Consider the following 1,021-nt stretch of genomic DNA (forward strand, 5'->3'; position numbering starts at 1 on the left):
CTACCGACATTGTCGCGGGAGTCGGATTAGGCGGTTTGATCGCTTTGATATCTCTGAAGGTCTACGAGTTTAGAATCGCAAATCAGAAACGGTTAGTTGAATCTAAGCGTTTGTGGCTGTTGTTATTGGTGGTTTATTTCTTTGGTACCTTACAGTTACTGCAGCCCCTTTACGTGTTCTCATGGTTTGCTGCACTTGGGCTATTCATTGCATTGTTGGTGCGTAGCGACCAGTCAGAAGCTTTGAAGCTTAACCCTTGGCAGCAAGTTATTGCTTCGATAGTCGGTGCTGCGGTCATTGCGGGAACGAGCCTGTCTTTAGTCTCGTCTGCGACAACCAGTATCGTGCTCTTAGCCGTGAACGCACTGGCAATCTTGATTGGGATGCTCTGGATCTTGATTGGTGCACCTTATCTCACGCGACGCTTTAAGCACCGTTAGAGAGGTACGCTGATCATATGGAAATGAAAACGGAAGAGTCATACTCTTCCGTTTTGCTTCAAGGGAAGGGAAAGATGGTTTCCTTTTAAAGCTTAGCGGCATCAACGGTTTTGATCTCTGGCCAGTTGCCGTTAGCATCTTGAATGAAGCCTTGGGTATCTTCTAACCAGCGTTTTTGCACCGATTTATCTAAGTTCAAGTAGAGCTTACCGTCTTCAATCTTCCATGCGTTAGGGTCTGTTTCGAACTTCTTACCCATTGCTACACCAAAGGCACAGTAGCCGCCATATTGAGGCGCATAAGCTTGTGGATCGGCGCGGAATTGGTCGCGGTTTTCGCTGCTTGCAAACTGGTAAATGGCATTTTTGTAAGTGGCAGTATATTCAGGTGAACCTTGTACTGCGCCTGCATCCGTAAAGTAGGCCACAGGACCATAACCTTTAATCGCCAAATCATTGCTATCGACGCTCATGTCGATGTCTGCTGCCATCACTGAAAAACTCGCGCCAACTAATGCTGCTGCAAGAGTGAATTTTTTACCTGCTGATTTAATAGGTGACATAGCGTATTCCTTGTCTCTG

The 1,021-nt window shown here is 46.5% G+C and carries 1 protein-coding gene and 1 pseudogene; one reads left to right on the plus strand and one right to left on the minus strand.

Features of this window, described 5'->3' with window-relative positions:
- Nucleotides 1-440 (plus strand): annotated as a pseudogene (locus KIV40_RS30985) (hypothetical protein); the annotation flags it as partial.
- Nucleotides 441-525: 85 nt separating this feature from the next.
- Here the strand turns inward: KIV40_RS30985 and KIV40_RS30990 are convergent.
- Entirely contained in the window at nt 526-1,002 is a 477-nt protein-coding gene (locus tag KIV40_RS30990) for a YHS domain-containing (seleno)protein (RefSeq protein ID WP_285353133.1), read from the minus strand.
- Nucleotides 1,003-1,021 lie beyond the last annotated feature (19 nt).

This window comes from Vibrio sp. D173a, assembly GCF_030248475.1.